At 56.3% G+C, this 26,127-nt stretch carries 23 protein-coding genes and 1 pseudogene; 15 read left to right on the top strand and 9 right to left on the bottom strand.

The genetic code is table 11. The features are described from left to right. Positions 1–2 precede the first annotated feature (2 nt). Together HYX42_RS20130 and HYX42_RS20125 are read left to right on the top strand one after the other, a co-directional pair. Entirely contained in the window at positions 3–965 is a 963-nt protein-coding gene (locus tag HYX42_RS20130; RefSeq protein ID WP_293406482.1) for an alpha-E domain-containing protein, read from the top strand. Between the two features lie 160 nt (positions 966–1,125). Continuing rightward, positions 1,126–1,944 (top strand): transglutaminase family protein, encoded by an 819-nt coding sequence (locus HYX42_RS20125; protein WP_293406480.1) that lies wholly within the window; start codon positions 1,126–1,128, stop codon positions 1,942–1,944. A gap of 257 nt (positions 1,945–2,201) precedes the next feature. Here HYX42_RS20125 and mltB read toward each other — a convergent pair whose 3' ends face one another. The 4 genes from mltB to HYX42_RS20105 form a co-directional block, all read right to left on the bottom strand. After that, complete coding sequence (mltB, locus tag HYX42_RS20120; protein ID WP_293406822.1) at positions 2,202–3,131, bottom strand: lytic murein transglycosylase B; 930 nt, start codon at positions 3,129–3,131, stop codon at positions 2,202–2,204. A 225-nt stretch (positions 3,132–3,356) separates the two neighbouring features. Beyond that, positions 3,357–5,375, bottom strand: coding sequence for a DUF3488 and transglutaminase-like domain-containing protein (locus HYX42_RS20115; RefSeq protein WP_293406478.1), 2,019 nt, complete (start codon positions 5,373–5,375; stop codon positions 3,357–3,359). 646 nt (positions 5,376–6,021) lie between these two features. Further along, positions 6,022–7,053, bottom strand: a complete 1,032-nt coding sequence (locus HYX42_RS20110; RefSeq protein WP_293406476.1) for a DUF58 domain-containing protein — start codon at positions 7,051–7,053, stop codon at positions 6,022–6,024. Between the two features lie 19 nt (positions 7,054–7,072). Beyond that, entirely contained in the window at positions 7,073–7,993 is a 921-nt protein-coding gene (locus tag HYX42_RS20105) for a MoxR family ATPase (protein WP_293406474.1), read from the bottom strand. Positions 7,994–8,024: 31 nt separating this feature from the next. Here HYX42_RS20105 and HYX42_RS20100 point away from each other — a divergent pair, with 31 nt between their 5' ends. The 7 genes from HYX42_RS20100 (at position 8,025) to HYX42_RS20070 (ending at position 16,041) form a co-directional block, all read left to right on the top strand. Continuing rightward, positions 8,025–8,978, top strand: coding sequence for a histone deacetylase family protein (locus HYX42_RS20100; RefSeq protein ID WP_293406472.1), 954 nt, complete (start codon positions 8,025–8,027; stop codon positions 8,976–8,978). A gap of 13 nt (positions 8,979–8,991) precedes the next feature. Then, positions 8,992–9,780, top strand: coding sequence for an enoyl-CoA hydratase (locus HYX42_RS20095; protein WP_293406470.1), 789 nt, complete (start codon positions 8,992–8,994; stop codon positions 9,778–9,780). Then, complete coding sequence (locus HYX42_RS20090) at positions 9,777–11,111, top strand: mechanosensitive ion channel domain-containing protein (protein ID WP_293406468.1); 1,335 nt, start codon at positions 9,777–9,779, stop codon at positions 11,109–11,111. The genes HYX42_RS20095 and HYX42_RS20090 overlap by 4 nt, the downstream gene beginning before the upstream one ends. A 216-nt stretch (positions 11,112–11,327) precedes the next feature. After that, complete coding sequence (locus HYX42_RS20085; RefSeq protein ID WP_293406466.1) at positions 11,328–12,077, top strand: electron transfer flavoprotein subunit beta/FixA family protein; 750 nt, start codon at positions 11,328–11,330, stop codon at positions 12,075–12,077. Between the two features lie 57 nt (positions 12,078–12,134). Further along, positions 12,135–13,067, top strand: a complete 933-nt coding sequence (locus HYX42_RS20080; RefSeq protein WP_293406464.1) for an electron transfer flavoprotein subunit alpha/FixB family protein — start codon at positions 12,135–12,137, stop codon at positions 13,065–13,067. Between the two features lie 127 nt (positions 13,068–13,194). Further along, positions 13,195–14,985: an acyl-CoA dehydrogenase gene (locus HYX42_RS20075; protein WP_293406462.1), complete on the top strand. Its 1,791-nt coding sequence runs from the start codon at positions 13,195–13,197 to the stop codon at positions 14,983–14,985. A gap of 90 nt (positions 14,986–15,075) precedes the next feature. Continuing rightward, entirely contained in the window at positions 15,076–16,041 is a 966-nt protein-coding gene (locus tag HYX42_RS20070; protein WP_293406460.1) for a nitronate monooxygenase family protein, read from the top strand. Positions 16,042–16,056: 15 nt separating this feature from the next. On the opposite strand, the gene HYX42_RS20065 is transcribed toward HYX42_RS20070, so the two are convergent. Continuing rightward, entirely contained in the window at positions 16,057–16,410 is a 354-nt protein-coding gene (locus HYX42_RS20065; RefSeq protein WP_293406458.1) for a DOPA 4,5-dioxygenase family protein, read from the bottom strand. A 309-nt stretch (positions 16,411–16,719) separates the two neighbouring features. Here HYX42_RS20065 and HYX42_RS20060 point away from each other — a divergent pair. The 5 genes and pseudogenes from HYX42_RS20060 to HYX42_RS20040 form a co-directional block, all read left to right on the top strand. Continuing rightward, a pseudogene (locus HYX42_RS20060) lies at positions 16,720–16,962 on the top strand (radical SAM protein); the annotation flags it as partial. 149 nt (positions 16,963–17,111) lie between these two features. Then, on the top strand, positions 17,112–18,479 hold the full coding sequence (gene gmtY, locus HYX42_RS20055; RefSeq protein WP_293406456.1) for a gamma-mobile-trio recombinase GmtY: 1,368 nt from the start codon (positions 17,112–17,114) through the stop codon (positions 18,477–18,479). A 3-nt stretch (positions 18,480–18,482) separates the two neighbouring features. Further along, the gene (locus HYX42_RS20050; protein WP_293406454.1) at positions 18,483–22,250 is read left to right on the top strand and encodes a VPA1269 family protein; all 3,768 of its coding nucleotides are present in this window, start codon (positions 18,483–18,485) and stop codon (positions 22,248–22,250) included. Next, positions 22,250–22,942, top strand: a complete 693-nt coding sequence (gene gmtX / locus HYX42_RS20045; RefSeq protein ID WP_293406452.1) for a gamma-mobile-trio protein GmtX — start codon at positions 22,250–22,252, stop codon at positions 22,940–22,942. The genes HYX42_RS20050 and gmtX overlap by 1 nt, the downstream gene beginning before the upstream one ends. Positions 22,943–23,511: 569 nt before the next feature. Beyond that, positions 23,512–23,742, top strand: a complete 231-nt coding sequence (locus tag HYX42_RS20040; RefSeq protein WP_293406450.1) for a hypothetical protein — start codon at positions 23,512–23,514, stop codon at positions 23,740–23,742. A gap of 44 nt (positions 23,743–23,786) precedes the next feature. On the opposite strand, the gene HYX42_RS20035 is transcribed toward HYX42_RS20040, so the two are convergent. The 3 genes from HYX42_RS20035 to HYX42_RS20025 are packed head-to-tail and all read right to left on the bottom strand — an operon-like array spanning position 23,787 to position 25,124. Beyond that, positions 23,787–24,155: a hypothetical protein gene (locus HYX42_RS20035; RefSeq protein WP_293406448.1), complete on the bottom strand. Its 369-nt coding sequence runs from the start codon at positions 24,153–24,155 to the stop codon at positions 23,787–23,789. A gap of 17 nt (positions 24,156–24,172) precedes the next feature. Further along, a complete protein-coding gene (locus HYX42_RS20030) occupies positions 24,173–24,652 on the bottom strand; it encodes a DUF2384 domain-containing protein (protein WP_293406446.1) in 480 nt (159 codons plus the stop codon). 13 nt (positions 24,653–24,665) lie between these two features. Next, positions 24,666–25,124, bottom strand: coding sequence for a hypothetical protein (locus HYX42_RS20025; RefSeq protein WP_293406444.1), 459 nt, complete (start codon positions 25,122–25,124; stop codon positions 24,666–24,668). A 65-nt stretch (positions 25,125–25,189) separates the two neighbouring features. On the opposite strand from HYX42_RS20025, the gene HYX42_RS20020 reads away from it, so the two are divergent. Then, positions 25,190–25,480, top strand: coding sequence for a helix-turn-helix transcriptional regulator (locus HYX42_RS20020; protein ID WP_293406442.1), 291 nt, complete (start codon positions 25,190–25,192; stop codon positions 25,478–25,480). A gap of 43 nt (positions 25,481–25,523) precedes the next feature. Here HYX42_RS20020 and cadR read toward each other — a convergent pair whose 3' ends face one another. Continuing rightward, complete coding sequence (gene cadR / locus HYX42_RS20015; RefSeq protein ID WP_293406440.1) at positions 25,524–26,024, bottom strand: Cd(II)/Pb(II)-responsive transcriptional regulator; 501 nt, start codon at positions 26,022–26,024, stop codon at positions 25,524–25,526. Positions 26,025–26,127: the final 103 nt, after the last annotated feature.

Raw genomic sequence — 26,127 nt, 5'->3', positions numbered from 1 at the left:
TCATGTTGTCACGCACCGCAGATCACCTCTTCTGGATGTCGCGCTACACCGAGCGCGCAGAGAACACAGCTAGGATGCTGGATGTCAACTACCAGACCTCCATGCTGCCGCAATCGGCCGGCGCCGCCCAGGTCGGCTGGGAGGGCCTGCTTAGCATCAGTGAGCTCAAGCCTGCCTACACCGCCAAGTACGGCAACAGCATCAACCAGCGCGACGTGATGGACTTCATGGTGCGCGATGAAGCCAATGCCTCCAGCATCGTCTCCTGCCTGAAGAATGCGCGTGAAAACGCCCGCGCCGTTCGCGGTACGCTCACCACGGAAGTCTGGGAGACCGAGAACCAGACCTTTCTCGAAGTCATACGCATGCTCAACAACGGCGACTTTGAACGCGACCCGGGCCAGTTTTTTGAATGGGTAAAGTTCCGCTCGCACCTGTCGCGCGGCGTGACCGCCGGCACCATGCTGCAGGATGAGGCCTTCCACTTCCTGCGCCTGGGCACATTCCTTGAGCGCGCCGACAACACCGCGCGGCTGGTCGATGTGAAGTTCCACGCGGTGCAAAGCGATTTTCTGGGCCTCGCGACAGAGAAAGACCTGGAGTTCGACTTCTACCACTGGAGCTCCATCCTGCGCAGCGTCTCGGGTTTCGAGATCTACCGCAAGGTGTACCGCGACGTCATCAAGCCCGAGCGCGTGGCCGAACTGCTGATCCTGCGTGCCGACATGCCGCGATCATTGCTGGGCTGCCTCAACGAAGTCATGAGCAACCTCGCCATGGTGACCAGCGACACGTCCAGCGAAACCCGCCGCCGCGCCGGCAAGTTGCGCTCTGACCTTCAGTACGCGCGGATTGACGAGATTCTTGCCAACGGGCTGCATGCCTTCCTCACGCAGTTCCTTGATCGCGTGAACGAATTGGGCGCCCATTTAAGCCGCGAGTTTCTCGTGCCGGCAACGAATTGAGCCCCCACGTTCGCTCGCTGCGCGTAGCTCTCTGCCCCCCGGAGGGGCGCTGCGCCTGCGGCCCGGCAAAGCCGGTTCCGCGGCCCCTGCTTGGGAAAACCCCGCTTCGTTCGACGCGGCGCTGTCACAATTTTTTTTGCGGTCGGGTGCTTGCAAAGATATGAAACTTCATGTCAGGCACGTCACCGATTACAGGTACAGCCTGCCGCTGCATTACGCACTGCAAACGCTGTGGCTCACGCCGCAAACAGGCGCCGGGCAAACGGTGAAGTTCTGGAGCGTGGGTGCGCCCGAGAAGCTCTACATCCAGAAAGACGCCTTCGGCAACACCATCCAGTCCTACACCTTTGTCGGCAAGGATGCAGACAACGTGCGCTGGAGCCTGGTCAATGCGGCAGGCGATGTCGAGACGCTGGGCATTGCCGAGTTCAACGACCCCGAAACCCTGCCGCACCCGTATTTCTTTTTGCGCGCCACCCATCTGGCCGAGCCACACTGGCTGCTGGCCGAGTTCGGGCGCAAGTTCATACCCCAAAGTGTGGACGGCAGGGCGGATTTGCAGGCGCTGCTGGCGCTGAGCCACGGCGTGGCCGATGCGGTGGCTTATCTCAAGAACAGCACAACAGTCACGACCACTGCGCTGCAGGCTTTTGAAAACGGCGCCGGCGTCTGCCAGGACCAGGCCCATGTGATGGTCGCCATCTGCCGCAGCCTGGGCTACCCGGCGCGCTATGTGAGCGGCTATTTCTACGCCGCCAACGAGCCAGACCTGGCCAGCCACGCCTGGTGCGATGTCTGCCTGGACGTCGCCACGCGCCGCTGGGTCAGCATAGATGTCACCCACCACTGCCTGATAGACCAACGCCATGTGCGACTGGCCATGGGCACAGACTACAACGCCTGCCCGCCCATCAAGGGTGTGCGACAGGGCGGGGGTGAAGAATCAATGACGGTGGACATCACCATCGTGCCGGTGTGAGCTTTAAGGTCGCCCGGGACTTAATGCGTCGTATATAAATCCGTATCGGCTTAATGATTTATATTTGATGCATTATTTCTGAGATGGGCCAATTAGCCGCAATTGGGCGCCAAAAATACCTGAAAATCAGCCTGAAAAGCCCATTTTCAGGCATCAAATAGGCCTTCAGCCCTTTAAATACGTACGTAAGCAGCTATTGATTTAATAGCGAATCGCGCTAGGGCCGGTGCAGCCCACAGCTGCCACGGAATCCCAAATCAGCGTTTCACGCGCGCCGCCACTTCCTGGCCCAGCTCAATCACCGACATCGCGTAGTAACTGCTCCAGTTGTAGCGGGTGATGACGTAGAAGTTCTCGGTGCCGGCCACGTACTGCGGTGCGTCAGGGCCATTGAGCAGCTCGATCAGGGCGAGCGGGCCTTTGTGCTCCAGCGCCGGGCCTTCAATCACCGCGCCTTTGGCGGTGAAGCTGGCGACGCTGAAGGTGGGCAGGATATCGGGCGCCATGAGGGCGTCCTTGTCGAGCCTGCTGTTGTCGAAGCTGACGGGGTAATGCGTGGGCATGCCGGTCTGCCAGTTAAATGCCCTGAAGTAACTGGCCACCGAGCCGATCACATCGGCCGTGCTGTTGAGCAAATCGATGTTGCCGTCACCGTCGAAATCAACCGCGTACTTGACGACGCTGGACGGCATGAACTGCGGCATGCCCATCGCGCCGGCGTAGCTGCCGCGCGGCTCGAAGGGGTCTGCGCCGCGGCGGCTCTGCAGGGTCAGGAACTGCTCGACCTCGCCCTTGAAAAAGTCACTGCGTTCTTGCGCGCGCGGGTGGCTTGCCGGGAAGTCAAACGCCAGCGTGGCCAGCGAATCCATCACGCGGAAGCTGCCTGTATCGCGGCCGTAAATGGTTTCCACGCCGATGATGCCGACGATGATTTCTGCTGGTACGCCGTACTCTTTTTCGGCGCGTTCCAGCGTGGCCTGGTTGGCGCGCCAGAAACGCGCGCCTGCTTCTATGCGTATCGGGTCGATAAAACGGCTGCGGTACACGCGCCAGTTCTTGACGAAAGGTCTGGCGGCCGGTTGCATGAGGCGTGCCACGGTGGCGTTGTAGCGCGCCTGGCCTATGGCGTCGCGCACCCAGGCCGGGTCCAGGTTGCGCCGCGCGGCGAGGTCGTCTGCGAACTGCATCACCTCGGGGCGGGTGGAATAAGGTGCGCCCAGAGACTGTGAGGTTTTGGCTGACGCCGGCTTTCTGGGTGTCTGGGCGGTGGCCGTGCAGGAGAGCAGCATGCCGGTGAACACCAGCACAACGCAGGCCAGCGGGCGAAAAGCGTGGGCAGGCGGAAAGGGGTGGGTCATGCAGCTTTCGGGGTATCGGTGGTTGGCATCAATTTTAGGTGCGCCCGAGTGAGATCAAGCGGGCCAATTGAGTGTGCCGAACTGCCGCTGCAAGTGCTGTAGTCCCTTTTCGGGTTTTGCTGCATAGCGCTCTGCTTCAAGCTGCATCAGCCAGTCGTACAGCGCCTCGGTCGGCCCGCCCTCGGGTGTGCCGTAATCTGCCTTCAGTTTTTCTGCGAGCTGGCGCGGTGATGTGGATGCGTTGCTTGCGATGCCCGCTTTGGCCAGGTGCCTGCGCGCGCGGTTCAGCAGGCGCAGCCAGGGGTCGTGCTGAACACGCTCCCACAGCGTCCACGTCGCGCCCATGAGGGCGGCAAGCACCACGATGCCGATCAGCACATAGCTCAGGTCGGACCAGCTGGGGGACTCAAAACCGATGTCCTTGAGCAGGTTCAGCTGCCTGCCCTGGGTGTAGTTGAGAACCCACTGGTTCCATGCGTTGTTGACCGCTTCCCAAGTGGCGCGCAGCTGCAGTGAAAAACCGGGGCTGATGGTGCCCAGCGCCTGCGCCACCACACCCTGTGGTGCGGCCAGCCGCTGAAAGGCGCCGGTACGGCCGGGCGATACGGCAGAGGTCGGGTCGACGCGCACCCAGCCGCGGCCTTGCTGCCAGACCTCGGCCCAGGCATGGGCATCGCTCTGGCGTATGACCCAGAAGCCATCGACGGAATTCTGCTCGCCGCCCTGGTAGCCGGTGACGATGCGCGCCGGCACGCCCATGGCGCGCATGAGGATGACAAACGACGAGGCGATGTGTTCACAAAAGCCGGCCTTGCGGTCAAACCAGAACTCGTCGGCGGTGTTCTGGCCGTAGACACCGGGCTCCAGCGTGTAGGTGTAGCCACCCGTGCGCAGCCTCTCCATCACCACCTGTACCAGTTGGCTGCTGTCTGCATTCGCATAACGCGCGTCGCCGCGTATCTCGCGGGCCAGCGCGAGGGTACGGGGGTTGAAGCCGGTCGGCAGTTCCGTGAACACGCCCAGGCCGGCAACACCCTTGAGCGGGCCGTGCGTGAACGCCGGGAAGCTCTGGACCTTGTACCTGACGATATCGGTGATGGGCCGGTTGACCAGCCACTGCAGGTCGGCCTGCATGGCGGCCTGGTAGCCCGCGAGCTGGGGGTTTTGTTCGGCGGCTTCCATGACAAACAGCCAGGGGCGGTTGGTGGGCTCCAGGGTGACTTCATACTTGATGGGCTCGCCCGAGACAGCGAGCTCGGGCAGCACACCGTAACGCATGGCCAGGTTGTTGCGCGGCGGCCGCCAGTCGCGGCCATCAAAGTCGGAGAGTACCGGCCCGCGGAAATACATGGCCTGCTGTCTTGGTGGCGGCCCCTCAAACCTGATGCGCATGGCCACGCTGTCGTCCAGCGCCAGGCTGGCGATGGTGCCGACCTGCATGCTGGAACTCAGCCCGCTGCGGCCTGCCATCGCATCACTGGGCACCCCCCACAGCGGCGCGAGTCGAGGAAACAAAAGAAACAGCACCAGCATGATGGGCGCGCCCAGCAGCGCCATCCAGCCTGCCGTCTTTGCAGCATGCATGAGAGGCGGTTTGCCGACCGGCATATGCGCATTGACCAACACGGTGAGCAGGCCCAACAGTCCGATCAGCATGTTGAATGCCGTCAGCAGGGACTGTGAATAAAAGAAGTTGCTCAGCATGCAGAAGAAGCCGAGGAAGAACACCACAAAGGCGTCGCGCCGTGCGCGCAGCTCCAGCGTCTTGAGGGTCAAGAGCACCACCAGCAGGGTGACGCCCGCGTCGCGGCCAAGGATGGTGCGGTGGGTGACGAGTGTTCCGGCGATGGCGACCGCCAGCAGTGTGAGCAACCACCATTTGCCGGGCAGTGATCTGGCGCCCATGGCCAGCCAGCCACGCCATGCCAGCACGCCTGCTGCGAGGGCTGTGCACCAGAGGGGCAGGTTGGGGGTTTGGGGCAGGAGCAGCCAGGCGATGACTGCCAGAAGGAAGAGGGTGTCGCGGCTGTCTCTTGGGAGATGCTGGAGTTTTGCTGAAATGGTTTTCAGCATGGCTGTCTCCGCTGGGGTGACGTTGTGCCCTTCACGCAGAGGCCGGGGGTTGCCCGGCGGCAAGTCAATTTTCTTTGCCTCGCCAAAAGAAAAGTAACCAAAGAAAAGGCGACCCGACGTCTGGGTCCCTGCGATTCGCTACGGGCAACCTGCGCTGCTCGACTCCGGCGGCAGTCCAAACAACTCGCTGCGCTCAAACAGGTTTGGCCTGACCTTCCGCCTCCGTCTGCGCTGCTCGGCCCAGCCTCAACGGGATTGGGAAGAACGAATTCGGGGTCAGGGACTTTTTCTCTGTCATCCCGGACTCGATCCGGGATCCATCCCCGCTTCGTTCGAAATGGATTGCGGATCAGGTCCGCAATGACAGATAACGGAGATTGGTATTTGTATTGAGTCCGGCTGTTTGTCTTCCATCCCCCAAACCCTTGGAGAGGAGCCGAGAAGCGCAGGGCCAGACGGATCAGGGCTGAAACTTGTTTGAGCGCAGCGAGTTGTTTCAGACCCCGTCTGGACCGAGCATCGCAGGGTGCCCCGAAGGGGACGACGAACAGGGTCGCCTTTCTTTTCGTTAGGTTTCTTTGGCGAAGCAAAGAAAAGTAACTCGCCCGCCGGGGCGAGTCCCGGCCTGGCAGTGAAGGGCACACCCTTAACATAAAGCCAGCACCTCAAGACACCGCCTCTTGTGGGCCTCCCCGGAAGATGGCTTGACCTCAACAGAAGGCAAACGCAATCCGTAATCAAGCCCGAGCTTGTCAGCCCTCAGTACCCACGCGCACAGCCGTGACAACCTGTGTTCAGTACCCTGCGCGCCGGCATGCTTGAAGTCCAGCCAGAGTTCGTGCCGCTGCGCCTGTTGCGTGTCGCGCACGATGAGGCCGCCGTCTTCGCTTATCGAGTGTTCACCTGCGCGCGTGGCCTTCTTCCAGACCACCAGTTTCATGGGGTCGCCACGCCTGTAGCCGCGCACGCCGTCAAATTCGCCCGAGCTTTGCGACTGGGTGGCGACGGCCGCGCCGCCTGAGCGGGGCTCACCCGGTGGCAGGGGCGGTGCATGCAACTCAGGTGCGGGGTAGACAAGAATCTGCGCTGCGGGCCGCCACACAGTCCACACGCGGAATGTCCCGAGCGGAAAGCGTGTCTCTGCCGTCAATGTGGGCAGGCGGTGCAGGCCGCGGCTGGGTGGGGTGAAGCCGACCTTTACCGTGCTGCTCCCCTGCGCGGGCACATCCGTCCAGGCCCAGTGGGTTTCTCTGGCTTCTTTGGCGCTCGCACCCGGCCGGTTGAGCACGCTGAGGCCAATGCCGTGGCGAATGCTACGCCGCGTGTTGGTGAGCCTGACGTCAAACGTGGCTGTAGCGCCTGCATATTGCGCAGGCGGCGCGGTCAGGTTCATGGCCAGGCCGCGCAGCGTGCCGTGGCAGACATGCATGCCGACCACCGCGCTGCCTGCCAGCAGAAAGGTCAGCAAATAGCCCAGGTTGAGCTGGTAGTTGATGGAGGCGACCAGCAGTGTCAGCAGCGTGACGACCAGCATCAGGCCGGGGCGCGTGGGCAGTATGTAGACCGTGCGCTGCGTCAGCTCGACCTGGTCAGTGAAAGACAGGCGGTTTTCAAACCATGCGCGCATGCGCCTGCGCAGGGGCGCAAGGGGATTGGGAAAAACTGCCAGCCCGGACATCGGCGTGGTTCAGGCGCCGTCAGGGCAGGGGCACCGCATCCAGCATGGCGCGTATCTGTTCGACCGATCCCCTGCCCGCATCGCTGACAGGCACCAGCCTGTGGGCGGCCGTTTGGGGCAGTATGGCTGCGACGTCGTCAGGCGCCACGTAGTCGCGGCCGCTCAGGAAAGCCTGGGCCCTGGCCGCACGCATGATGGCAATGCCGGCGCGCGGGCTCAGGCCCTGCAAAAACCAGCGGCCCGAGCGCGTTGCGGCAATCAGGTCCTGCAGGTAGTTGAGCAGCGGCTCTGCCGCATGCACCTGGCTGACCTGCTCCTGAAGCTCCAGCAACTCATGCGGTGTCAGCAGGGGCTTGAGGTTGTCGACCATGTCGCGGCGGTCTTTGCCTTTGAGCAATTCGCGTTCGGCAGAGCGGTCCGGGTAGCCCAGCGAAATACGCATGTGAAAACGGTCGAGTTGCGATTCAGGCAGGGCGTAGGTGCCGAGCTGGTCGTGCGGGTTCTGTGTAGCAATCACAAAAAACGGTACCGGCAGCGGTCGGGTTGCACCTTCGACAGTCACCTGCCTTTCTTCCATCGCTTCAAGCAGTGCGCTTTGTGTCCTGGGGCTGGCACGGTTGATCTCGTCGGCCAGCAGAACCTGCGCAAACACCGGGCCGGGGTGAAACACGAAACCTTCTTTTTGACGCTCATAGATGGAGACGCCGGAGAGATCGCTGGGCATGAGGTCGGCGGTGAACTGCACACGCGAGAACTGCAGGCCGAATGAACGCGACAGCGCATGGGCCAGCGTGGTCTTGCCGACGCCTGGGACGTCCTCGATCAGCAGGTGCCCGCCGGCCAGCAGGCAGGCTACGCAGTCCTGCACCTGTGCGGGTTTGCCGACAATCACCGTGTTAAGCTGATTTGTCAGCGCCTGAAGCTTGTCTTTAACATCCATAGCTGTAACCTTAACCCAAAATTTTTACGAGATGAACGCGACCGGTTATTTCACCCACAAGGACTGCTGGAAGCATGAAATGGGCCCGGGCCACCCCGAGTGCCCCGAGCGGCTGGACGCGATTGATGACTGGCTGCTGGCAACCGGCGTGAAGGATGCGCTTGATGCGCGTGAGGCGCCGCAGGCGCCGCTTGCCGACATTGAGCTGGCGCACGACCGCATGATGGTGGCTGCCTTGCGCGGCCTGAGTGATCGTCTTGCAGACGATATAGAGGCCGGCGGCCCGACTCATGCGCAGATTGACCCCGACACCTCCATCAATGTGCACACCTGGAACGCCGCCCTGAGGGCATCAGGTGCCGTACTGGCCGCGACCGATGCGGTGATCGCAGGCGATCTTGAAAACGCGTTTTGCGCCGTACGACCACCGGGCCACCATGCCTGCCACGACAAGGCCATGGGTTTTTGTTTTTTCAACAATGTGGCGATTGCCGCGCGTTATGCGCTGGAACGTCACGGCCTCAAGCGCGTGGCGATAGTCGATTTTGATGTACATCACGGCAACGGCACCGAAGACATCCTCAAGGGCGATGAGCGCGTGCTGATGGTGAGTTTTTTCCAGCACCCCCTTTATCCCTACAGCGGCACGGACCACCCCGCCGCCAACATGCTCAACCTGCCAGTGCCGGCTTACACCAAAGGCATGGATGTACGTGAGCTCATAGAGATCATGTGGATACCCCGGCTTGAAGAATTCAAGCCCGAGATGATTTTTATCAGCGCCGGTTTCGATGCGCATCGCGATGATGACCTGGGCCAGATGCGCCTGGTCGAGCAGGACTACGCCTGGATCACCCAGCGCATCAAGGACGTGGCCAAACGCCATTCAAAGGGCCGCATCGTGTCGTCGCTGGAAGGGGGCTATAACCTGCAGGCGCTGGCTCGCAGCGTTGAGGCGCACATCCGCGTTCTGGCCGATTTGTAGGAGTGTGACGGACATGACAACAACACCCGTGTTGCTGCACACCCGCAGGACCGACGGTGTGCATGTGCTGACGCTGAACAGCCCTGCCACCTTCAATGCCCTGGGAGAAGAAATGCTGTCTGCACTGCAGGCGGCGCTTGATGACATTGCCGGTGATGGGAATGCCCGCGCGGTTGTCATCGCTGCCGAAGGCAAGGCGTTTTGTGCCGGCCACAACCTCAAGGAGATGCGCGCGCAGCCTGAGCTGGCCTATTACCAGAAGCTCTTTGCGCAGTGCACGCGCATGATGCTTTCAATACAGAAACTGCCCGTGCCGGTGATTGCCAGAGTGCAGGGGCTGGCGACGGCGGCGGGATGCCAGCTTGTGGCGCAGTGCGACCTCGCGGTCGCTGCAGATCATGCGACCTTTGGTGTCAACGGCATTGATGTCGGCCTGTTTTGTGCCACGCCCAGCGTACCGCTGGTGCGCAACATGCCCGCCAAGCAGGCGATGGAAATGCTTCTGACGGGCGAGTTCATCAGCGCCGACGAAGCGAGGGTGCGCGGACTGGTCAATCGTGTGGTGCCTACTGCGCAGCTGGATCGCGAACTTGAGAAACTTTTGCAGGCCATACTGCTCAAGCCCAAAGATGCGATTGCCATGGGCAAGGCGCTTTTTTACAAACAGCGTGAAACCGGGATTGAAGCGGCCTACCAGCTCGCAGGGCAGACCATGGCCTGCAACATGATGCACCCGGTGGCGCAGGAAGGCGTTCGGGCCTTCATTGACAAAAGGAAACCGCAATGGCCGGACCTGCCATGAATTCCGTATCTGTTTTTTCTTCCGTGGGCGCGAGGCCTGCAGGCAAGGTTGCCTCGCTTGACGAATGGATTGCTGCCCTGCTTAAGCCCGCCGCGCTGATCGAACTGGCGGTACTGGTTGCATGTGTGTTGCTGGCCTGGCTGTTGGTGCGCCTTGCCCGCCGTGCGGCCGGTGATGTCGATGACACCTCGGTCATGTTTGGCCGCCGCATCATCGATGGCGTCCTGTTCCCGCTGCTGCTTCTCTTTTTTGCCTATATCAGCGCGGGTCTGCTTGCGCGATGGGTGCCGCAGGCCGTGTTTGTCGTCGCCATTCCGGTGCTGGTGTCGCTGGCCGTCATACGGCTGGGCGTGAAGGTCTTGCAGGTGGCTTTCAAGACGGCGACGTGGGTCAAGCCGCTGGAGCGCACGATATCCTGGCTGGCCTGGATTGCCATGGCGCTCTGGGTCAGCGGCCTGCTGCCTGTGATTCTTGACGAGCTTGACCAGATCAAGTGGAAAGTCGGCGCATCGACGCTGTCTGTACGCACCATGCTTGAAGGCGCGGTTACCGCCAGTGTGGTGCTGCTCATCACGCTCTGGATATCTTCTGCCATCGAGGGCAGGCTGCTGCGTTCGGCCACGGGCGGCGAGCTCTCGCTGCGCAAGGCGGTGAGCAACGTGGTGCGCGTGGTGCTGATTTTTGTCGGCCTGATCGTTGCGCTGTCTTCGGTCGGCATAGATCTGACCGCACTTTCCGTTCTGGGCGGCGCGATAGGCGTCGGCGTGGGCTTTGGCTTGCAAAAGCTGGCGTCCAATTACGTGAGCGGCTTTGTCATGCTGGCCGAGCGCAGCGTGCGCATTGGCGACAACGTGCGTGTTGATACCTTTGAAGGCCGCATCACCGAGATCAATGCACGCTATACCGTGGTGCGGGCGCTGTCGGGCCGCGAGTCCATTGTGCCGAATGAGCTGTTCATCACGGAACGCATTGAAAACCTGTCGCTGTCGGATCTCCGTGTGCTGCAATCAACCGTCATCTCCGTGGGTTATGACAGCGACCCTGAGCTGGTCATGCGTCTGCTGATTGAAGCCGCAGAAACACAGGACCGCGTGTTGCGGGATCCCGGCCCCGGCGTGAACCTGACAAACTTCGGCCCTGACGGCATCGAGTTCACCCTGAACTACTGGATGACGGACCCCGAGAACGGCCAGGCCAACCTGCGCTCGCGCATCAACCTGCAGATACTCAAATCCCTGCGTGAGAACAATATTGATATTCCCTACCCGCAACGGGTGGTTCATACCCGGGTACTGCCTGGCGCATCCCAACCGGCAACCAGGCCTGCATAGGTGTCGCCAATGGGCGAGTGAGGGCTTGGTGCTGATGCTCTAATTACGCGGAACTTACGTCGTATAATAAAATAGAACGACCGTTCGTTTTTGGCCTTTCCCCTGGCTTATCCCCGCCAGCAAGGGGCTGAACCCCCGCATCATGAATGCCGCACGACATAGAATGTAGAGCTTACCTTTACGTAAACGTCAATTAATAAACTTTCTGGAGCTGCAATGAAGGTCCTGGTCCCCGTCAAACGAGTAGTCGACTACAACGTCAAAGTCCGCGTCAAATCCGATGGTACAGGCGTCGATATCGCCAACGTCAAGATGAGCATGAACCCGTTTGACGAGATTGCCGTCGAAGAGGCGACCCGGCTCAAGGAAAAGGGCGCCGTCACTGAAGTCATCGCCGTCAGCTGCGGCGTGCTGCAGTGCCAGGAAACCCTGCGCACCGCCATGGCCATTGGCGCAGACCGCGCCATCCTGGTTGAAACTGCAGAAGAACTGCAGCCCCTGGCCGTCGCCAAGCTGCTCAAGGCCCTGGTCGAAAAAGAAACCCCCCAGCTCGTCATCCTCGGCAAACAGGCCATCGACGACGATTGCAACCAGACCGGCCAGATGCTCGCTGCACTGCTGGGCTGGCCGCAAGCTACCTTTGCCTCCAAGGTTGAAATCGACGGCGACAAGGTCAAGGTCACCCGCGAAGTCGACGGCGGCCTGGAAACCCTGGCCCTCAGCCTGCCCGCCATCATCACCACCGACCTGCGCCTGAACGAGCCGCGTTATGTGACGCTGCCCAACATCATGAAGGCCAAGAAAAAGCAGCTCGACAACTTCAAGCCCGAAGACCTCGGCGTCGATGTCAAGCCGCGCCTGAAGACCCTCAAGGTCAGCGAGCCGCCAAAACGCAGCGCCGGCATCAAGGTGCCCGATGTCGCCACACTGGTCGACAAACTCAAGAACGTCTCCAAAGTGATTTGACGCAAAGCGCAAATCATCCCGGCGAAAGCCGGGATCCACCACTTTCAAGGAAATGACATGACCGCACTCGTAATCGCAGAACACGACAACAACTCCATCAAGCCCGCCACCCTCAACACCGTGACCGCAGCCGCCCAGTGCGGTGGTGATGTCCACGTGCTGGTCGCAGGCAAGGGCGCAGAAGCCGCTGCCAAGGCTGCCGCCGCCATCGCCGGCGTCGCCAAGGTCATCCACGTCGAAGGCGAGCACTTCGCCCACGGCCTGGCCGAGAACATGGCTGCACAGGTGCTGGCCATTGCTTCCACCTACTCGCACATCCTGTTTCCCGCCACCGCTTCGGGCAAGAACATTGCCCCCCGCGTCGCGGCCACGCTGGACGTTGCCCAGATATCCGACATCACCAAGGTTGATGCTGCCGATACCTTCGAGCGCCCCATCTACGCCGGCAATGCGATTGCCATCGTGCAGAGTTCGGACGCCACCAAGGTCATCACCGTGCGTACCACCGGCTTTGACCCCGCTGCTGCCACCGGTGGCAGTGCTGCCATTGAGACGCCTGCAGGCGTTGCCGACAGCGGCAAGTCGACCTTCCTCGGTTCTGAAATCGCCAAGAGCGACCGCCCTGAACTGACCGCTGCCAAGATCATCGTCTCGGGCGGACGTGCACTGGGCTCGGCCGAGAAGTTCAATGAAGTCATGACGCCGCTGGCTGACAAGCTGGGCGCTGCGCTGGGTGCAAGCCGCGCTGCCGTTGATGCAGGTTATGCACCGAATGACTGGCAGGTTGGCCAGACCGGCAAGATCGTTGCGCCGCAGCTGTATGTGGCGGCAGGCATCTCCGGCGCCATCCAGCATCTGGCCGGCATGAAGGACAGCAAGGTCATCGTGGCGATCAACAAGGATGAAGAGGCGCCTATCTTCTCGGTGGCTGACTATGGCCTGGTGGCTGACCTGTTTGTGGCTGTGCCTGAGCTGGTCGCTGCGCTGTAAATACCGCCCCCACGCTTTTCACTTCGTGTAATGCGCTGCCCCCCGAGGGGGCTAATTTCCCTTGGGGCGGCCCGGCGGGAAATTGCTTTCCTCGCGAGCTTGTTCGTAATGATTCTGGAGACAAGACATGAGCTACAAAGCCCCCCTCAAGGACATGCTGTTTGACATCAAACACCTGGCCAGCATCGACCAGATTGCTGAAATCCCCGGTTTTGAAGAGGCGGGCTTTGACACCGCCCAGGCCGTGCTTGAAGAGTGCGCAAAATTCAACGAGGGCGTCACCTCCCCGCTGAACCGTGAAGGCGATATCAACCCGTCCAGCCTGAAGGACGGTGTCGTCACCACAACGCCTGGTTTCAAGGAGGCTTTCAAACAATACGTCGAAGGCGGCTGGCAGGGCCTGCAGCACCCGGCGGACTACGGCGGCCAAGGCTTGCCCAAGGCGATTGGTTTTGCCTGCGGTGAAATGCTCAATTCCGCCAACATGAGTTTTGCCTTGTGCCCATTGCTGAGTGACGGCGCGATTGAAGCGCTGCTGACTGCGGGCTCTGATGAGCTCAAGGCGGTGTACCTCGAAAAGCTGGTCAGCGGCCAGTGGACAGGCACCATGAACCTGACCGAGCCACAAGCCGGATCAGACCTCGCGATGGTGCGTTCCAGGGCCGAGCCGCAGCCTGACGGCACCTACAAGGTTTTTGGCACCAAGATTTTCATCACCTATGGTGAGCACGACATGGCCGAGAACATCGTGCACCTCGTGCTGGCCCGCGTGTCTGGCGCACCTGAAGGCGTCAAGGGCATCAGCCTGTTTGTCGTGCCCAAGTTCATGGTCGGCAAGGACGGCAGCCTGGGCGCACGCAACGATGTGCATTGCGTCAGCATCGAGCACAAGATGGGCATCAAGGCATCGCCAACTGCGGTGCTGCAGTACGGTGACAACGGCGGTGCTGTCGGTTACATCGTCGGTGAAGAAAACCGCGGGCTTGAGTACATGTTCATCATGATGAACTCGGCCCGCTACGCCGTCGGCATGCAGGGCATTGCGATTGCAGAGATGGCTTACCAGAAGGCTGTGACGTTTGCGAAAGACCGCGTGCAGAGCCGGCCTGTCGATGGCTCCATCAAGGCCAGCGCACCCATCATTCACCACCCTGACGTCAAGCGCATGCTGATGACCATGCGTGCCTACATTGAAGGCTGCCGCGGCATGGCTGCTGTGGCCGCAGCAGCGTATGACGCCACGCACCATCACCCCGATGCCGATGTGCGCAAACAGAACCAGGCCTTCTATGAATTCATGGTGCCGCTGGTCAAGGGCTACAGCACAGAGATGAGTCTTGAGGTGACCTCGCTGGGCGTGCAGGTGCACGGCGGCATGGGTTTTATTGAAGAGACCGGTGCAGCGCAGTACTACCGCGACGCCAAGATTTTGACGATTTACGAGGGCACAACCGCCATCCAGGCCAATGACCTGATAGGCCGCAAGACCTCTCGTGACGGCGGCCAGACGGCCAAGGCCATCGCGGCGCAGATCGAAAAAACCGAGCAGGCGCTGGTCAAACAGGGCAGTGCAGATGCGGTCGCTGTGGCCAAACGCCTGAAGGCTGCACGCGAGGCATTTATCGATGTGGTTGATTTTGTGGCCGGCAACACCAAGGCCAGTCCGAATGCCGTGTTTGCAGGCAGCGTGCCTTACCTGATGCTGGCAGGCAATGTCGTGGCAGGCTGGCAGATGGGCCGTTCGCTGCTGGCTGCACAGGACGAGCTTGCCAAAGGCGTGGATGCAGACTTCATGAAAGCCAAGATCACGACAGCGCGCTTTTACGCAGACCATTTGCTCACCAAGGCGCCCGGCATGCGCGACAGCATTGTCGAAGGTGCTGACTGTGTGACGGCGCTGGCGCTTGAGGCGTTCTAGTTTTGTCTTTGCGGACCTGATCCGCAATCCATGAATCCCGGACCCTGTCCGGGATGACTGCTCCCTATTCACAGACGGACTGCACAAACCATGTCTAAACTTCCCGCGCCCCTGAACAACCTGCCGCTGCCCATCATCGGCTCGCCGCTTTTTATCATCAGCAACCCCAAGCTGGTGATTGCGCAATGCATCGCTGGCGTCGTCGGCTCCATGCCTGCGCTCAATGCACGGCCCGCCGAGCAGCTGGAAGAGTGGCTGATTGAAATCACCGAAGCGCTGGCCGCTTACAACAAGGCCAACCCCGGCAAGCCTGCCGCGCCGTTTGCCATCAACCAGATCGTGCACAAGTCCAATGACAGGCTTGACCACGACATGGCGCTGTGCGTGAAGTACAAGGTGCCCATCATCATCACCAGCCTGGGTGCGCGTGAAGACATCAACGCCGCTGCGCACAGCTACGGCGGCGTGGTGCTGCACGACATCATCAACAACAAGTTTGCCCGCAAGGCGATTGAAAAAGGCGCTGACGGCCTGATCGCCGTGGCCGCTGGTGCGGGCGGCCATGCAGGGGTGAAAAGCCCGTTCGCGTTGATCCAGGAAATCCGCCAGTGGTTTGACGGCCCCATCGCGCTGTCGGGTGCCATTGCCAGCGGCGGCGCGGTGCTGGCTGCGCAGGCCATGGGCGCCGACTTTGCCTACATTGGCTCGGCCTTCATCGCCACTGATGAGGCGCGCGCCGTGGAAGCCTACAAACAGGCGATTGTCGACAGCAACTCTGACGACATCGTCTACAGCAACCTGTTTACAGGCGTGCATGGCAACTACCTTGCGGCTTCCATTCGCGCAGCCGGCATGGACCCCGACAACCTGCCTGAGGGCGACGTGAAGACCATGAACTTCGGCGGCGGGGAAGGTTCCAAATCCAAGGCCTGGAAAGACATCTGGGGCAGTGGACAGGGCATTGGTGCGATTACCAAAGTCCAGAGTACCGCTGCTTTGGTGGCGCAGCTCAAGCGCGAATACGACGAAGCGCGTGCGCGGCTGAAACTCGGCTGACGGGATCGGGAGCAGTCAGGCCCGACGCCTGAACATGTCCAGCTTGAGTTTGTAGTCATTGCCCAGCCACGACGCATGCGTGGTGTGGTCAGCCAGGTCGTCGCCGGTCTGGCCGTGCACAAACACATCCAGGCCCCTGCGTTCGCTATCCAGCCACGGGATCAGCTCATCAAACTGCGAGCGGTTAAATGACAGCTGGCAGCTCCATTGTGGATGCGGGCCGACCTCGCGCTCATGCACCCGCCCGACCGCAATACCAAACTTTTCTCCTGCAGCCTTGCACAGCGCGCGAGCCTGCTCAACCGTACCGGGGCCGAAGTACACATGGGCGTGGTAGTGGTCGTAGATGTTTTGGGGGCGCTGGGTCATGGGCGGATATCAAGAAGAGTTTTGCCCATTATGGTGATGTGTTGATCAGATAGCCCTCAAAAACAGCTGTTATAGCTATAACAGCTGTTTTTGGGGAGTGATTGGATTCGGCGGAGGCATGAAATGAGGTGTTTTGAAGCTTGAAAAAGCTCAAAAAATGCATCAAATCTGGCTGTAAGCCAATAGATACGCACGTGAGCAGCTACTTAAATGATAGCGAACTGGGTTGCGCCACAAACATTGCAGGGTCATTGTGAAAGGCGCTCCAGATTGTTAGACTGTATTTTTATACAGTATTTTGATTAGGCCATGAGCGACACCATCATCCCCGTCCATGCCATCAAGGGCAGGGGCACGGCCACGCGCATGGCGCACCGCTTCGAGAAGGATGCGCGCGTGGCCTATGACGACGGCTGGGGCACGCTTGAGGATGCGGCTGAAGGCGACGCACCACGGCTTGAAACCGAAATTATTTTCGAAGACGCCCGCAGCGCCATCACCAGCAACGATTCGCCCGACATCTTTTTCGACTACGGCCTGAACCCTTACCGTGAAGTTTCCCCAAATCTTTTGTCCATAATTGATTTGTTTTGAGGCATTTAGAACTAAATTTTAATTACTTCAGTCGTCATTTACATAACAATCCATTCGATATTCCACCTTTTTTCCCATAGTATGGGAGGGAATTATGGAGTTCATGGATGCCATTTTCTATCGTTACTGGGCTTTTGAAGTTGGATCAAACTGGAGCCACAAGAGAAATTCCACTCCTTGTGTGTCAGAACGGCCCGGTCCTCTCAGTAGCTGAGTACTGCTTGTCTAAGAAGCGAAGCCTGTCTTGGATGGAAAAAGTCACCCGTGCATGCAAACTATTTTTGGAGTATCTGGAAGCAAATGCAGATCTAAATGAAGAGAACTGGAAGCGATTTCGGAACTTTGCTCATTCACTTCAAAGCGGGTCAATCGAGGAGGCAACCGGCTTGGATGGGAGTGGACTGTACTGGGAGGGCAAAAGAGAACGTGAGGTATTTAGAACAATAAAGTTGCTAACTGACATGTTCGACTGGCTGAGTCGGGAGTACGAAACAAATGCAACTCAGTTCAACCCCAAGTTCAACGGAATTGAGTTCGACAAGCGCATTGACCACCTTGCCTATATTCATAGACGCAGTAAATCCTTTCTAGGTTATGCCTGGCAATTAGAGCATTCACCAAGTCGATTGACTCGGAGTCGCCCACAAGGCATCACTTGGAGAGATAGACCACCTAAATTTCCTGATGAACGCTTTGAAGAACTTCTCTTCAAAGGTTTTGTCGTTGCAGGAAAACCCGATTACAGAGGGATGCTGATTACTCTTCTTATGCATGGAGGAGGATTGCGCGTCAGCGAGCCATTTCATTTGTATGTTTCAGATGTAAATGCAGCGACGGACTCGAATGCGGCACTGGTGTTAGTGCATAACCCACAGGATGGAACGGCACCCTCAAATTGGAGAAATAGTTCCGGAAAACAGGGAACCAGGGAGCAATATTTATCAGCGGTGTTTGGTTTGGTTCCACGAAACAAAATTCGAAAGGATGCTGGTTGGAAGCACAACGCTCAAGATGGTGATGGATTTATGCAGGTGTATTGGTTTCCGGAAATTTATGGCCAATGGTTCATGCAGATATGGAAACGTTATCTGCCAATCCTGGCGAGTGCGAAAAGAAACCATCCCTATGCCTTTATCAATCTTCAAGGCCCGACGGTCGGTAAGCCATACACAATTAAACAATACAGTCGCGCCTTAAAGCGAGCGGTGGAACGAATTGGTCTAGTCTCCAGAAAACGATTTGGGACAACAGAGCATGGATTCAGGCATGCCTATGCTCAAAGGCTGAAAAAAGGGCATGTTGATGACATCACGATCCAACGAGTAATGCACCACTGCTCACCAGAAAGTCAGAAAGTCTATACCGTCCCCGAAAGAAAGGAAATCACTGCTGCTTTGAAAGCCGGCATGAACACGCTCTCCGCAATTGCAGAAGTTCCGAAGCCACTTAGGCTGGAAAGTTACTTTGAGGACTAAGGAATGGCCAATTACACCAACCATTCGAACAATAAACCATTGGCCACCGAGTTAATCGCTGAGATCAAGCGGCGTGTGGAGGTCAACGGAGAGAAAAAAACTCATGTCGCCTTAGAACTCGGCATTAGCCATAGCGCGGTTCGAAAATACACCGCACCTAAACCGCACCTCATCACAAAAGAAACTAAAGATGAAGTTATTGCGCTTGTGAAAAAAGGTGCGAGTAACAGTGAGGTTGCAAAGCGGTTGGGCATATCACGATGTACCGTGGGCAAGCTGACGCCCGGTAAAAAGCGCGAACTCCTCACAGAACAAATCAAAGCCACGCTCGTCGACAGAGTTGAAAGTGGGGAAAGCGTAGCAGCAGTGGCAAGAAATTTGCGCATTGATTATGGAAATGCTAGACGAATATTGGAAAACGCAACAGGCTCTCCAACCTTAGCGCCTTTGCCAGCGTCTATGAAAGAAGATGCTCTATATAAACGTGTCTTGGGCGGTGAATCTATTCTTACTGTAGCCAAGCAATTGTTGATCGGAGTTAAACGGGCTTATTCCATCGGCAGCGTGCTCATGAAAGAACCTGATGAAAAGCAGATCGGGGAAATCAAGGCGTATCTGGCAGATGAAAAATCACCAGAGCATATTTCCGAAACGCTTCAGGTTCGACTGACACATGTATACAGACTTCAAGATGAACCAGTAGATCTCATTTCCACGGGAGCATACGTATCTAATGCAACTAAGAATCGCGCAGTCGTCTTGTTGCAAGCTGGACTCTCCAGAGTTGAAGTTGCGAAACGGCTAAATGTGGATCGGCGCATAGTCGGGCTGCTTCCAACAAATCACACCCGATTTATAGGTACTGAAATCCAACAGAAGGTTGTCGAAGGCGTTTATGCAGGGAAATCCGTTGCACAAATAGCTCGCGAACTTCAAATAGATCTGAATTGGGCTCACAAGATCGTTAATGCCTCAATACCAGACCCTTCAAAGAAGGAAGTTGAAACGATCAGGAACATGCAGTTGAGTGGCAAAAGTCGCCTTGAAATTGCAGTTGAGCTGAAATTTCCACAAAAAACAATAGCTCATGTGCTTGGCCCTCGCGTAAAAACCTTGGGTGACGCAGAGGAGCTTTCCATCGCCGAAGCAATAAGTTTAGGTCAAGCTTATAAAGATGTTACGAAGCGGCATGGAATAAATCTATCTCGGGTAAAGGCGATTTATAGAAAATACTCAGAGTCCGGACTTGTCAAATCACGAATCTCCATCAACATGGAAGATGATAGAGAACTAAACAAGATTCAACGCATGTACCCAGAGTACGATAAATGGCGGCAGTATGCATTGGCCTACTACAAAGTAAGAAAAGGGAATTTCGCAGTATTGGTAACGGGAATCCATAGATTTTTTGAGTTTCTTTCCGAAAACAGTCTTTATCCAATTCCAGCAGATTTTTTACTCAAATCCAACAGCAAATATATTCCCAGCTTTTATGAGTTAAAAGGTTTGAAGTCTGATCACGGTGCCGCTATCAATAATGCGATAGTTGATTTCATCGATTGGATACTTCATCAAGACGAGTTTGTCGACACTAATGACGATGACGTCCCTGAGACGCTAGGAATATTTCGCAATCCTCTTCGGGTAGAGAGACGAGCAGATCACCGCGTGCAAAGAAATAGTGAATCAAATAAGGTTGTTATGCCCTATTGGATGGTTCATGATCTCAGGCGCCGTCTTATTCAGGGACCCAATTTCACCGACTGGCGGTTAGCCCAGAGCTTGAACGGGAAAGAGACTCTAAGCGGCGACAAAGAAGCTCCCGAATGGTTTGAAGTCAGTGAAAATCGGATCGATCGGTCCGATCCTGATTGCGTATGGCGCTTGAGAGAATTAATTAGCTCAAACGAACCGGTTCTGGAAATGTGGAGTCCGGTTCGAACGGTAGCAGTTTTGCTCAAATTGCAGACTACTGCGCGCCTAGGTCAAATCCGCATGCTGGATAGCGGAGAGGCGGATCTCATTCGTTACGTCGGAGGCAGGTTTGTTCCCAACTCGGGCCCCTTAGCGAGTGGGACAAAGAAGAGGCCCAGAGAACAGGGCGCAATCCGAAATGGTTCAGACGGGACAGCCGTCCTGTATTTCAACACCAATAAAACCCAGGATATCAATAAGGTTGGTTCGGAGAAAGGGTTTGAATGTCCTTGGCCGCACCTGGATGACTACCGAGACGATCCCTATTGGTTGATATCGAAATTAGCTCGCTGGCAAGAAAAGTACAACCCAGTTGGTCAACCTGTTGCTTGGAAGGACGTCCCATCATCGAGAAGGCTCAGAGGTAAGTCAGAAGTAGTTTGCTCTACCTATCCTGACGCTATGTTCCTTCTCCGCACCGCGGAATCAATAGGCCAGGAGATGTTTCCTGTTGGGTATAGCTCTTGCTATAGAACGTGGACAAATCTACTGATCACCTATGAAAAATTGCTTATCCAAGAGTCGGTAGCACACTCTGATGGATCCAATATCGAATTGACAGAAGATGGAAGGGCCTTAGTCAGTCCGCATGGTCTTCGTGTAAGTCTGATTACTCATTTGATCACTGATGGGGGAATGCCACTCGAAATGATGGTGAGAATCGTAGGTCACGTGAATTTTCTGATGACCATCTACTACGTGAAGCCGGGCATGGCCAGACTTCAAGAGGCTCTAAAGTCAGCAACTGCTGTTTTGGACGCAAAAAAGGATCACACTTTGATCCGAGACTTGAAATCCATGCAGCTCGAAGAACTTCGTAATCGAGTAGTAAATAATGCGTGCGACCTGAGCGATGTTATTCAATCGGATCCGTCAAGTCGCAATCCACTTGGCTGGTTGGAAATGCTAGATGGGATTTGCTTGGCCGGGGGAAATACGGGACCTGTTGCCGGGGACTATCACGTTGCTGGCTGCCACAATGGTGGCCCACAGGTTAATAGCAATGCAGAAAAGGGAATTCATGGACTAGTTCCGGGAGGTATTAGAAACTGCTCCAGATGCCGCTGGAAATGCTCCGGGAAAAAGCATCTTCTTGCATTGCAAGCTGCATACAACAATAAGAATTACTGGAGATCCAAAGCGGGTCAAACGGCAATTGATACAGAACGCAAGCGATTCGAAATTTTAGAGAAGAAGGCGAGAGCAGAAAATTCTGGACTGCCATTCATGGAAATTGAGGAGTTAGCGCAGGCAGAGCGACACCATTTGGCTGCCATGCATCAACTGGAACAATTGGCTGCAGATATGCTTGCAATTCAATTGACCATTGAAAAAGTTCTCCAGCTCCCAGAAGAACCAGGAAAGCTATCCTTAGTAAGTCGGGCTGATGAGAAGACCCTGGAAACGATTATTGAAGATGTTGATTCAAGTACTGTCTTGCTCTGTGAGGTCGTTGAAGACGTCGAGTTTTGGCCAGAGCTGGAGCCTGGCAATGCAGTCTTTGAATTAACTCGCCTGCTTGACACCGCGTTTGAACGCGAAGGACATGTCATGAAGTTAGCTCATCTCTCTAACGAAGAGCAGCTCACTTGTTGCAATGCAATCATGCGTGATCTTGGGAGTCGTGCGAATCCCGAAAATCCACGTTTAGGCAGACGATTGGTTGCGCGAACGATTGATCGGATGGAATCGTTGAGAGAAGTTCTCGGCGTGTCGTCGTTAGCACAAGTAATTCCATCAAAAAATAAACTACTTGGATCTACCCCTTTACTCTTGCAGGTTAAGAGAGCGCAATGATGAATTCAGTTCACCCCGACGAAGTGCTGAAAGCCATACTTGAACGAGGTTGCCGCAAAGACAAGGAGGCCAAACTGCGTCGCCTACACGAGATTTGTTTGACAGAGTACAACCGCCATACTCAAGGGGCACGAGATCTAAGCGTCGCCAACATTGCGCGCATAGCAGAAGCAAACAATTTGTTTAAACAGAAAACCGTTTGGAATATCCAGTCCAAAGACTACTTCACTTTGATACGGGCTTGGGAAGCGTTCAATGGACCGAAGTCTCAACTAGCTGGGAAACGCATTGCTGCACCGGAGAACAAATACGCATTCTTGGAAAAAATTACGGATCCAGCGGTGCGTAGTCTCTGTCAACTTGCGATAGGAGAGAGAGACAAGCTTAGAGCAGAGATCAACATGCTCAAATCCACCACAAAATGGTATGTTGACATGCGCCCTAAAAGTGAAGGGCCAATCGTACATGGAGTCCAATCTGTTCTAGTGCTGACAGACTCTGAACTGAAAGCGATAGCCAAGGCCATTGATTCCAAGTCGATTGCAACACGCGGCTGGATCGCGACGGATACTGGCGCAATTCTGGACGATCGCCGTAGATCCATTTTTGAACCTGGCTATATCACCGGCATTGCAAAAGTTCTTCAACACGCAAAGGTAGATTTGAATTCTGGGATGCGTCATTTACCCTAGTGAACGTCTCTTGGTACTAGCCAATCGATCCGAATCTTACTGGGCTTGGAGACCCGCTAATAATTTGAGCCTTAGCAATCTGCAGTGTCCTGAGCAGTTCATCTTTCGAATCTAGCTTGAATAGGTTGGCCGTGACGCCGTTAGCTCCATGGGTTTTCCCCGGCGCCGCACGGCCATGATCAATGCATCGGCCACGCGGAACCGGTCATCCGATCAAGACGGGATACTCGGCCGTTTACCCTCAAACCAACTTCTCAATCCCAGTTCCAACAACGCCACATTGCGACCACCAAAGTAATAATCCGATGAATACGCCGGAGAGACAGTCAGGAGTGGCATTGAGCTGAATATTCTCAAACAAGGAGGCTTAACACCCCTGACCAATACGAGCGGCCTAATCGGCATCTATCGCGGCATAGATATCGAAAATTGCGGTGGTGTTGAACTCAAGTTTTACGACTGGCAAGAGTAACGGGCAGGCGCCGTACATAGACAGAATATCCGTGCAGCTGTCATAGATGACATGGTTTTGGCTAGCCTCCAAGAGCAGCCTCTGGCACACTCATCGCATGTCGAAGAACTCCGTTGCAAAGACCGCTACTAAAAAGCGCCTCACACCCAGCACAAAACGCAGACAGGCACTGAAGGACGTCATTGCGAGCCGCACGGTGCAATTAGCCATTTCAGGTCGCAACCCTAAATTCGTTTTTCCGAAAATGTCCGGTGCGGCAGCAGCAGAGCTTATGAAGGCAGCTGGCATTTTGACGCCGGATGGCAAATTGACAAAACCATATCGCTAGCTCGTTGTCGCCACTTTTCGGCAAATATCCGTCGTGGGTCCTACCTAAGGACTAGCGCCAAGCGGCCCGGGCTCCTGCTCTTGTTTATAAATCGGTGACCACAAATTCTGCAGGAGCGCTGCCACCTCCTCCTGGGACATTTGACGGATAGCATGTAATGCCTGTTTTAGGTAAAAAAGCTGCGATTTCACGTCATCTTCAGTTTCTGCTTTCACAGTCCTGAGCCGCCCAATCATGATTCTGGGCGCCAAATCGTTGTTGACGTTTGCCTCACCAGCTACGGAGGTTGGAAGAAGTACCGCGTCCATCAACTGCATATCGAGTCCTGCCTCCATAAGTTCGGCGGAACTGGCCATCACCAACAGTAGTTCATCGTTGTCGACATTTGTGCCGGGGCGTGACACGAAGCTCATTTCAGGTCCCTTGCCACCTAGCCTGCAGCGCCAGCGTATAGAGAGTCAATCAGGCGAACAACGTCATCCGCCTGGCCATTTGAGACCGCTTGCTCTGCCGTCTTTTGACCGAACGCCTGCAGTGGCTCTGCTCGAAACCAACGAAGGGATTTCGCCAGGTCTCCGCCGGATGCGTCATAGGCGGCTTTGATCACTCGAAGGTTGTTTCTCAAATGGCTTTGGATAGCGGCACTACCCGGCGTATGGGTTAGCGCGCCAACGGAGACCCCTGCATTTCGGGCAAGCGTTTCAACATCCATGCCAAGCAGGCTGATGTAACGCAAGGGTGAAAGCATGGGTGCAAGAACCGGATCCTGCAGGGCGGCTATGAAACTTATCTCTGTTGCAGCTTCATTCCTTACCGTCTGAGCATTTAAAGTTATTGGTGGCCGATGGGAGGACATGTGCCCCAGAGCAAAATCCGATGGCACGCCTGAGTGGGTTGGATAGTCAACCATCAGAAGCGGCTAGTTAATGTGAAAACTCAAACTTGAGCGTCTCGGCAGCCAATTCGTCATTGGACAAAACCGAGAAAGAGGCCGGATATTTCTTGCCGCAAACGGTTTCAAAAATATCCATGGGAATTTCATACTCATCGACTGGTTCCCTGCCTTGCCAGACCGCACGCAGCTGATCCATTTTCCAACTATCACTGCCGTTGACATGCCCAGGCGTGACGATATGGACTGACTTCAGTCGCACATTGCTGTCCTGGCCCAGCAGGATGAACTGCTCGACACTCTGAAAATCAAACAGCAGCACGGTACGGTTGCAATAAAAATCAGGATCATTGACAGGATCTGATTCTTCGAGGAGTACCAGGAACCATGTTTGTTGAAGCGCCAGCTCGGTAGCTGACCATCCGGCTTCTCCATTCCCCAAAAAAAGGGCTGCAACTGGGGATTGATAAGCGTCGCGAGTAATGAACATGGGTGCAATAAATGAACACTATGGATTGTAGTCCTATAAGAGTCATTGCTGATTAATCGGAGGGGATGTCCAATGCCTCCAAGTCGACCAACAACTTTGCCAGAGCGCTCAAAGCCATTCGCAAATCTAAGGGTTTGAGTCAGGAAGATTTCAGCCTGGCTTCCAGTCGAACCTATGTCAGCACCCTGGAGCGAAGCATGAAGTCTCCGACGCTGAGCAAGATCGATGACCTAGCTCAGGTACTGGGGGTTCATCCCCTGACCTTGTTGACGCTCGCCTACTTGCTCACGTCCGATGAAGCAGCCGTCAACAAAGTTTTGAGCGTGGTGACGGAGGAGATTTCCGAACTCAAATAGTGGAATGTTCGTCCAGGCCAGAGTAGCAGGCTTGGTATCGAGGCTACTTTGTAGGGGTTGAACTTCTCGCCTTGGTGCCGGTCATTCTCTGGTGAACACCGTGAACGTGAACAAGGTGATTTCGATCAATCCCCTGCTCCTGAGGATGTTTGGCAACCTCTTCTAGGCGGTTCAGAATTCCACACTCCGAGGCGATGCGGTCACTTGTGCACTGCTCCCGCAAAGCTTTCAAATCTTTTTGCAGGATCTTGAGCTCGTTGATGCGGGTGGCCACGTGCCCGATGTGCTCATCCAGAAGTGCGTTGACCTGCTCACAGTTTTCTTCTGGCGCATCCTTGAACTGGAGAAGCGTCTGGATCTCATCGAGGGTCATGTCCAGTGAACGGCAATGACGAATAAACGCCAAGCGCTGAATATGACTGGGATGGTAGACCCGGTAATTGGCCTCTGTTCGGTCCGCCTCTGGCAAAAGACCAGCGCGCTCGTAATAGCGAATGGTCTCGCTTTGCGTCCCAGCAGCATGGGCAAGTTCACCAATTTTCATATGGACTCCTGGGGAAATGCGCTGTTTTTGACCAAACCTGGTGTATTTGAAGGGGCAACAGCAGTACCGACTTGACCTTAAGGTCGCTACAAGGTTTCTAATT

It is taken from the genome of Polaromonas sp. (assembly GCF_016185115.1).
Taxonomy (GTDB): domain Bacteria; phylum Pseudomonadota; class Gammaproteobacteria; order Burkholderiales; family Burkholderiaceae_C; genus Polaromonas.
Note: the sequence above shows the minus strand (reverse complement) of the source record. Positions and strands in the feature narration are given on the sequence as shown.